This is a genomic window from Saccharothrix sp. ALI-22-I, from assembly GCF_001984175.1.
Classification (GTDB): Bacteria; Actinomycetota; Actinomycetes; order Mycobacteriales; family Pseudonocardiaceae; genus Actinosynnema.
Window position 1 is genome coordinate 40,873 of sequence record NZ_MTQP01000032.1, and the last position, 7,038, is coordinate 47,910.

The 7,038-nt window shown below is 69.0% G+C and carries 9 protein-coding genes and 1 pseudogene; 7 read left to right on the forward strand and 3 right to left on the reverse strand.

Annotated features, from left to right (window positions below; translation table 11 throughout):
* Positions 1–40: 40 nt before the first annotated feature.
* Positions 41–1,927, reverse strand: coding sequence for a transposase (locus ALI22I_RS52880; RefSeq protein WP_238598048.1), 1,887 nt, complete (start codon positions 1,925–1,927; stop codon positions 41–43).
* On the opposite strand from ALI22I_RS52880, the gene ALI22I_RS51920 reads away from it, so the two are divergent.
* Positions 1,847–2,401: a hypothetical protein gene (locus ALI22I_RS51920; RefSeq protein ID WP_202970614.1), complete on the forward strand. Its 555-nt coding sequence runs from the start codon at positions 1,847–1,849 to the stop codon at positions 2,399–2,401. The genes ALI22I_RS52880 and ALI22I_RS51920 overlap by 81 nt on opposite strands.
* On the opposite strand, the gene ALI22I_RS52885 is transcribed toward ALI22I_RS51920, so the two are convergent.
* Positions 2,348–3,253 (reverse strand): hypothetical protein, encoded by a 906-nt coding sequence (locus ALI22I_RS52885; protein ID WP_238598043.1) that lies wholly within the window; start codon positions 3,251–3,253, stop codon positions 2,348–2,350. The genes ALI22I_RS51920 and ALI22I_RS52885 overlap by 54 nt on opposite strands.
* Positions 3,254–3,441: 188 nt before the next feature.
* Between ALI22I_RS52885 and ALI22I_RS02955 the strand changes: the two genes are divergently transcribed.
* The 6 genes and pseudogenes from ALI22I_RS02955 (at position 3,442) to ALI22I_RS02975 (ending at position 6,286) form a co-directional block, all read left to right on the forward strand.
* Positions 3,442–3,738: a hypothetical protein gene (locus ALI22I_RS02955; RefSeq protein ID WP_077004014.1), complete on the forward strand. Its 297-nt coding sequence runs from the start codon at positions 3,442–3,444 to the stop codon at positions 3,736–3,738.
* Between the two features lie 39 nt (positions 3,739–3,777).
* A complete protein-coding gene (locus tag ALI22I_RS02960) occupies positions 3,778–4,167 on the forward strand; it encodes a hypothetical protein (RefSeq protein WP_238598044.1) in 390 nt (129 codons plus the stop codon).
* Positions 4,168–4,602: 435 nt separating this feature from the next.
* A pseudogene (locus tag ALI22I_RS02965) lies at positions 4,603–4,707 on the forward strand (SDR family oxidoreductase); the annotation flags it as partial.
* Between the two features lie 113 nt (positions 4,708–4,820).
* On the forward strand, positions 4,821–5,336 hold the full coding sequence (locus ALI22I_RS02970; RefSeq protein ID WP_238598045.1) for an NADPH-dependent F420 reductase: 516 nt from the start codon (positions 4,821–4,823) through the stop codon (positions 5,334–5,336).
* Complete coding sequence (locus ALI22I_RS54390) at positions 5,309–5,443, forward strand: hypothetical protein (protein WP_274522740.1); 135 nt, start codon at positions 5,309–5,311, stop codon at positions 5,441–5,443. The genes ALI22I_RS02970 and ALI22I_RS54390 overlap by 28 nt, the downstream gene beginning before the upstream one ends.
* 285 nt (positions 5,444–5,728) lie before the next feature.
* Positions 5,729–6,286 carry a transposase family protein gene (locus ALI22I_RS02975; RefSeq protein WP_077004015.1) on the forward strand — a complete coding sequence of 186 codons (558 nt, stop codon included), beginning with the start codon at positions 5,729–5,731 and terminating at the stop codon, positions 6,284–6,286.
* Positions 6,287–6,293: 7 nt separating this feature from the next.
* Here the strand turns inward: ALI22I_RS02975 and ALI22I_RS02980 are convergent.
* On the reverse strand, positions 6,294–7,038 hold a 745-nt coding region (locus tag ALI22I_RS02980), incomplete at its 5' end, for an integrase core domain-containing protein (protein WP_338013456.1).

A 7,038-nucleotide genomic window follows, 5' to 3' on the forward strand; every position in this document is an offset into this window, starting at 1 on the left:
GGACGGGATACCGCTGGCGATCGAACTGGCGGCCGTGCAACTACGCGGCCTGTCGCCCCGGCAGGTGCTGGACCGGCTGGACGACCGCTTCGGGCTGCTTACCGGCCACGACCGGCAGGAGCTGCTGCGAGCCACGCTGGACTGGAGTTTCAGCCTGTGCACGCCCGCCGAACGATCGCTGTGGAGCAGGCTGTCGGTCTTCGCCGGCAGCTTCGACCTCGCCGCCGCCGAAGACGTCTGCGGCGGGAACGGCATCGAACACGCCGACGTGCTCCACGTGCTGGCCGGCCTGGCCGACAAGTCCGTGGTGCTCCCGGAGCAGCTCGACGGCGACACGCGGCTGCGCCTGCTGCAGACGGTCCGCGAGTACGGGCTGGACAGGCTTCGCGCCGGCGGTGACGAGACGGCCCTGCGGATCCGGCACCGGGACCACTACCTGCGGCTGGCCGAGTCGACCGAGGCCGGCTGGTTCGGGCCGGACCAAGTGCGGCGATGCGAACTCGTGCGACGCGACCACGCCGACCTGCGCGCGGCACTGGAGTTCAGCCGGGCCACCCCGGGCCAGGCACGGACCGGACTGCGGCTGGCGGCCTCGCTGTGGTTCTACTGGATCGCCGGCGGTCTGCTGCCCGAGGGGCGCCACTGGCTGGAGCAGCTGCTCCAGGTCGAACCCGACCCCAGCCGCGAGCGCGTCGACGCCCTGTGGGCTGCCGGCTACATCGCCGTCCTGCAAGGCGACGTGACCGTGGGGTCGGTTTTCCACGAGCTGTCCCGCATCCTGGCCGACCGGCTCGGGGACGATTCGGCGGCGGCGCGGGCGACCTCCGGCCTCGGCCTGGCGGCCATGCTCCGCGACGACAACCGCCGGGCCGTCGATCTGGAGAATCAGGCGCTGGCGCGACTGCGCCGACCCGGATCGGACCAGTCCGCCGGCATCACCGTGCTGGCCATGGTTTTCCAGGCCGCTGCGCTGGTGTACCAGGGGGAGATCGCCCAGGGAATCCACGTGTGCGAGGAAGCCCGGTCGCTGGCCGACCACAGCGGCGAGCAGTGGACCATGTCCTGGGTCCAGTACGTGCTCGCCCGCGCCGCCCTCGCGTCCGGCGAGCCGTCCGACGCGCTTGCCCACGCCTGCCAGAGCCTGCGCATCCACCAGGCGTTCCACGACCCGCTCGGCGTCGCGACGAACCTCGAACTGCTGGCATGGATCACCGTCGCCACCGGCGACCGCGGTGAACGTGCGCCCGTACTGCTCGGCGCCGCCCACCACGCCTGGACCGGGTTCGGCGTGCCCGGATTCGGGTCGCGGAACAACTTCGACCGCCCACACCGCGAGTGTGAGAACGCGGTTCGAGACGCGATCGGGGACCGGGCGTTCGACAACGCCTTCCGGCGTGGTACCCGGCTGAGTTTCGAGCAGGCGGTGGAGTACGCGCTTGCCGAGTGATCCTCGATCTGCGCCCCGCCGGGTTGGTCTGCGAGCCCATGTCCGGCGCCCCGCAACGGCAACACCTCGCGGCCGGGTCTGCGGTGATGGCGCCGAGTTCAGGGCCCATGCTTCGACTGCACGGCCCTCGGAGCGCAACTCGGTCGAGCAATGCCCAGAGAAGTTGCGGCAAGGGCTGCATCGTGACCGTGTGCCGTTCGAAAGGTCATCGTTGCAGGTCAGCGGCGTGTTTGTACTCGTTGACGAGTCCGCCGAGGATGCGGGTGCGCAGCAGTCTGGGGCACCGAGGTCGTGCACCGGGGCGGGGTGCCGTCGCGCTTGGGGTGGTAGTTGGTCGCGGGCTTGGTGGGGTCGGTGTCGGTTGTAGTGGTTTTCGTAGGTCTTGAGGATTTGTCGTGCGTGGGCTTCTCCCGTGATCAGGATGTGGTCGAGGAGTTCGCGTCGGACGGTGCCGATGAGTCGTTCGCGGTGGGCGTTCATGCGAGGGGCTTGCAGCGCGCTGGTGACCACACGGAGGTCGTCGGTCTGAAAGACGGCGTCGAATGCCTCGCTGTACTTGCCGTCGCGGTCGCAGAGCAGGAAGCGCAGCGACTCCATCCGGGTGTCGAGGTCGGCGGCGAGGTTTCTGGCCTGCTGGGTTGTCCAGGCTTGGGTCGGGTGGGCGGTGACGTCGGTGATGTGCAGGCGCCTGGTGCCGTGTTCGAGGAACGCCAGTGCGTAGAGGCGTTTTCCGAGAATGGTGTCGATGTGGAGAAGTCGGTCGCGATGATGCTTGTGGATTGGGCGGTGAGGAACTCCCGCCAGGTCGGGCCTGCGCGGCGGGGTGCCGGGTCGATGCCCGCGGCGTGCAGGATCTGCCGGACGGTTGAAGGAGCAATTCGGTGGCCGAGTCGGGCCGGTTCACCCTGTAATCCGCCGATGACCCCACCGCGGGTTCTCCCTGGCAAGCCGTAGCACGAGCGACCTGATCGCTGCTTGGGTGGGTGGGCGTCCGGTGTGTCGGTGGGCTGTGTAGTCCCACCTTTCGGCGATGAATCCGCGGTGCCAGGTGAGCAGGGTGCCTGGAGCGACGGGGAAGACGGCCCGCTGCTGGCGGCGGCGGGCCACCAGTCTGGACAGAGCGGCGAAGCGGAACCGGTCTGAGGGCTCGTGGCGGACCGGGCCCGCGAACTGTCGGCGAAGGACCGCGTTCTCGTGTCGCAGCACGAGCAGTTCGGCGTCCTTCGTTGCCTTGCTGCGCAGCAGCGCCCGGACGTCCAGGTGTGCCAGTTCCTGCCGCGCGGTGGTCGGGTTGAGCCGGTCGAGGACGGCGGTCACCCGCTCGTCCTCCGGTCCGGTCAGGACCAGGACGTCGGCGAACTCGGCCTGACCCACGACCAGTTGCGCCGCGGTGCGGTCGTTGCCGGCCGCGGCGCCCAGTCCCCGGTCGGCCAGGAGGTCGCCGCCCATCGCGTCGGCCGGCCAGGTGGCCCGGTCCACGACCGTGACGACGGCCTCGACGCGGACCGGCTCGTCCATCAGCGCGAAGCACACCGCCTCGGGTTCCAGTGCCGGGTCCAGGTGCACCACCACCGGCCCGTCCAGGCGTCTCAGGAGTGGCAGCAGGTCGTGGCGCATCGTGCAGGACACGCAGCCGTGCGCCAGGCGCAATTCGGTCGACACGCCGTCGACCCAGCGGCGCACGATGCCGTCGGCCAACCTGCTCAGGTCGTGGCGGACCAGCACCGCGCCCGGAAGGGCCCGCCATACCTCCTCGGCCACGGTGTGCTCGCCCAACCCGGCAACCAGAACGACGGAGGTGTCCATGACACCACTACCAATGACAATCATTTTCAGCTCAAGCCACATCGGCGGAGAGGTGGTACGTCCGTTCGAGTGGGTGTGAGAGCGGCGGCATATATGCGCATGGCCTAATATGTTGTTGCGCTCGGTCACGAGCGTTGAGACATCCGGGTGCGGATGAAGCCCCGGTGGCACCGAAAGGCGGATCGCCCATGACCACTGCACACCTTGAGCACACCGACCACGAGCACGCGCACGGCGAGGGTTGTGGCCACGTGGCGGTCCCGCACGTGGACCACGTCGACTACGTGCACGACGGCCACCTCCACCGGGCGCACGAGGGGCACTTCGACGAGTGCGAGCCCGCCGACCACGGGGCCCACGACGAGCACGGCCACGCGCACGGCGAGGGTTGCGGCCACGTGGCGGTCCCGCACGGCGATCACGTGGACTACGTGCACGACGGCCACCGCCACGCCGTCCACGGCGAGCACTACGACGAGCACTGAGCGGCAGCGCGGGCCGGCGTTCGGTCCTGGCGTGGTGCCATGAACGCGTACGAACACCTCATCCCGGCTCGGCGGCGTGAGGTCGCGAGGGTGTCGCTGCACGCGTTGGGAGCCCATCGCGCGGACCACCGACGGCTGGATGTCCGGTGCAGTCGCAGCCACCACGTGGCGGCCGTGTACGACACGAGTTCGGGACTGGTCTACGCGGCATCGGCCGGGACGCAGGCGCACGGGTCGCGTGCACGTGTCGACACCCCGCACCACGGCGACCGTCACGGTGCCGAACACGTCGACCTGCTCACCGAGATCGACACACGGGTGATGGACGACCGACTGCCGGCGTGGTGCGGCTGCGGGCCTCGGACGTTGTCGAGAGCCGACCTGCGGCGTGCCATCGCCGACGGCGAGCGGCACGTCCAACTCCTGTAGCCCCGGGCATCGCGCGGCTGGGACCGGACGCGCTGTCGGTGACGCGCACCCAGCTGGAAGACCTGTTCGCGGGCCGCGCCGGAGGTGCAGAGCCCGGAGTGGCCCACTCCGGCCACTCCGGCAGGGCGACCGCGTCGGTCGAGGACAGTGCTTTACCCGCTCTTTGCTCCTGGTTCGGTGCAGGGTGATACCGGGCGGGAGGGGAGTGGTTCCGCGGGGTCTGCCCGGTCAGTGCGGACACCCCGTCGGTGTCTCCGGCAGGCCGCCCCGATGGGGTGAAGGAGACCTCGAACGCGTCGGTGTTCGAGGAGGTCCCATGCCCGGTTCATTATTCTGCTTTCGCCGCTCCCGTCGAGTCCATCGGGTCGCCGGTCTTGTGGGATGCCGGCATCACGGTCTGGTGGGCTGCCGGTCGCCGATTTCGTGGTGACGCGCCGCCCCGAAGAAATCGCCACCGTCGCCCTGTTCCTCGCCTCCGACGACTCCAGCTACGTCAACGGCGTGGAACTGGTCACCGACGGCGGCACCACCGCCATCTGAACCACACGCCAGGAATGCCGTGCTGGCGGGCGCCGGATTCGTCGCGGCCGACGCCCTGCGCCGGCACGAACGAGACAGAGCCACACCTCGAGGACAGGAAGAGAGCACACCTCATGAGCAGCATCACCCTCATCGGTACGGGGAACATGGCCCGTACCATCGGCACGCTCGCGGTGGCGGGCGGCAACACCGTCGAGGTCATGGGACGCGATCAGTCCAAGGCCGATGACCTGGCCAAGGTTCTGGGCGGCGGCGCGACGACGGGCAAGTGGGGCGCCGTCCCGGCCGGGGACATCGTCATCACGGCCCTGTTGTACGACGGTGTCATTCCGGTCGTCGCCGAGTACGGAGACGCCCTCGCGGGCAAGGTCATCGTCGACATCAGCAACCCCTTCAACGCCACGTTCGACGGACTGGCCCACAGTGAGGAGACCTCGATCGCGCAGGAGGTCGCCAGGGTGGCCCCGGCCGGCACCAGCGTGGTTAAGGCATTCAACACCATCTTCCGTAATGTCCTGGAGAGGGCCGGCCCGACGTCTTCATCGCCGGCGACAATGCGCAGGCAAAAGCGGGCGTGGCGGCATTCATCGAAAGCCTCGGGTTGCGCCCGCTGGATGTCGGCGGCCTGAAAATGGCGCACTGGCTGGAGGGAGTGGGCGTGGTCACGATGGGCCTCGCCGGCAACGGGGTTGGCCACTGGGACTTCGCCCTCGGCGTCAACGAATTCACCGGCTGAGCCCCGGGGTCGGCTCGATCTGGCGCCACCTCCAGCATGCGGTACGAGCGACGCTCTACGCCTGCTCATCGGCAGACGCGTAAGCCGACAGGATCAGGCCACCGTCACCCTGCGTGATCCTTGAGCGCCGGCATCCCGGCGTCTTGGCGATGTCGGCTCCTCGAACGCCGATCATCTCTGTACACGTCTCGGGGCTCTGTCGCCGATCTTGTGACCGAGCTGGGTGTTAGTTGATCATGTCCGAGGTGTGTTGATGATCTTCTCCCGCATCTGGCGGGGGTCGCGGTGGACGTCGTGGAGCGGGCGTTCGGCTTGGTGACGCTCCATGCCCGTGTTCGGGCGGACGAGGGCGTCTGTCCGCGCTGTGGTGCGGTGTCGGGCCGGGTACACGGCCGTTATCGGCAGCGACTGGCCGATGTCGCGCTCGGTGGAACCCGGACGGTCCTGGCGTTGACGGTGCGCCGGTTCAAGTGCCTGAACGCCGGGTGCGGGGCGGTGACGTTCGCCGAGCAGGTGGCGGGACTGACCAGTCCGCACGCCCGGTACACGCCGCTGCTGCGCGACGCGTTGGCCTCGGTCGCCGTGGCGATGGCGGCCCGCGCGGGTGCCCGACTGACGGCCAGGCTCGGGTTTCCGGCGGCCAAGGACACCCTGCTGCGTCTGACAAGGGCTCGGCCCGTGCCCCCGTCGGGGCCGGTGCGGGTGGTGGCGGTGGACGACTTCGCGCTCCGCAGACGCGAGCGGTACGCCACGATCGTGGTGGACCCGGAAGCCCGCCGCCCCATCGACGTTCTGCAGGGCAGGGAGGCCTGTGGGGTGCCAGAAGTCGGCCACATGGTCTGACCTGCGGTTAGGCAGCTGCGGGTTCGTACTCGTTGATCATGCCGCCGAGGACTGGTCGGCGGCGTATCGAGGTGCAGCCTGGCTCTGCGATCGGGTGGTCCGGTCGTGGTGGGGTGAGTTGCAGGGCTTGGTGTGGTCTGCGGTGGTTGTAGTGGTTCGCGTAGCGCTGCAGCACCGCCCGCAGGTGGTGTTCGTTGATGATGAGCAGTCGGTCGGTGACTTCGCGTCGGACGGTGCCGACGAACCGCTCGGCGTAGGCGTTGGCTCGTGGACACCGTGGTGGGATCTTCACGACTTGGATGCCGGTGTCGGCGAGGACGGCGTCGAACGAGGCGGTGAACTGACCGGCCCGGTCTCGGATCAAGAGCCGGAAGCCATCGGCCCTGTCGCCCAGGTCCATGAGCAGGTTGCGGGCTTGTCGGGTGGTCCAGGGGCCGTCGGGGTTGGCGGTGGTACCGAGGATGTGGACGTAGCGGGTGGCGACTTCGATCACGAAGAACACGTGAACCCGTTTGAGGGTGACTGTGCAGTCGACATGGCAGAAGTCGCAGGTCGACATGCTCGCGGCCTGGGTGTGTAGGAATCGTCGCCACGAGGTGTCGGTGTCGCGCTGGGGCGCGGGTGGTACCTGCAGGCGCTTGAGCACGCGGCGGACGGTTGAGGCGGCTACTCGGTGGCCGAGTTTGAGCAGTTCGCCTTGGATTCGGCGGTGGCCCACCCGGCGTTCTCCTGGACCATCCGCTCGATCAACG

Coding starts and splice junctions, on each gene's coding strand:
- ALI22I_RS52885 (WP_238598043.1), bottom strand. CDS start 3,253: ATGGACACCTCCGTCGTTCTGGTTGCCGGGTTGGGCGAGCACACCGTG.
- ALI22I_RS52880 (WP_238598048.1), bottom strand. CDS start 1,927: ATGAACGCCCACCGCGAACGACTCATCGGCACCGTCCGACGCGAACTC.
- ALI22I_RS02955 (WP_077004014.1), top strand. CDS start 3,442: ATGACCACTGCACACCTTGAGCACACCGACCACGAGCACGCGCACGGC.
- ALI22I_RS02970 (WP_238598045.1), top strand. CDS start 4,821: ATGAGCAGCATCACCCTCATCGGTACGGGGAACATGGCCCGTACCATC.
- ALI22I_RS02960 (WP_238598044.1), top strand. CDS start 3,778: ATGAACGCGTACGAACACCTCATCCCGGCTCGGCGGCGTGAGGTCGCG.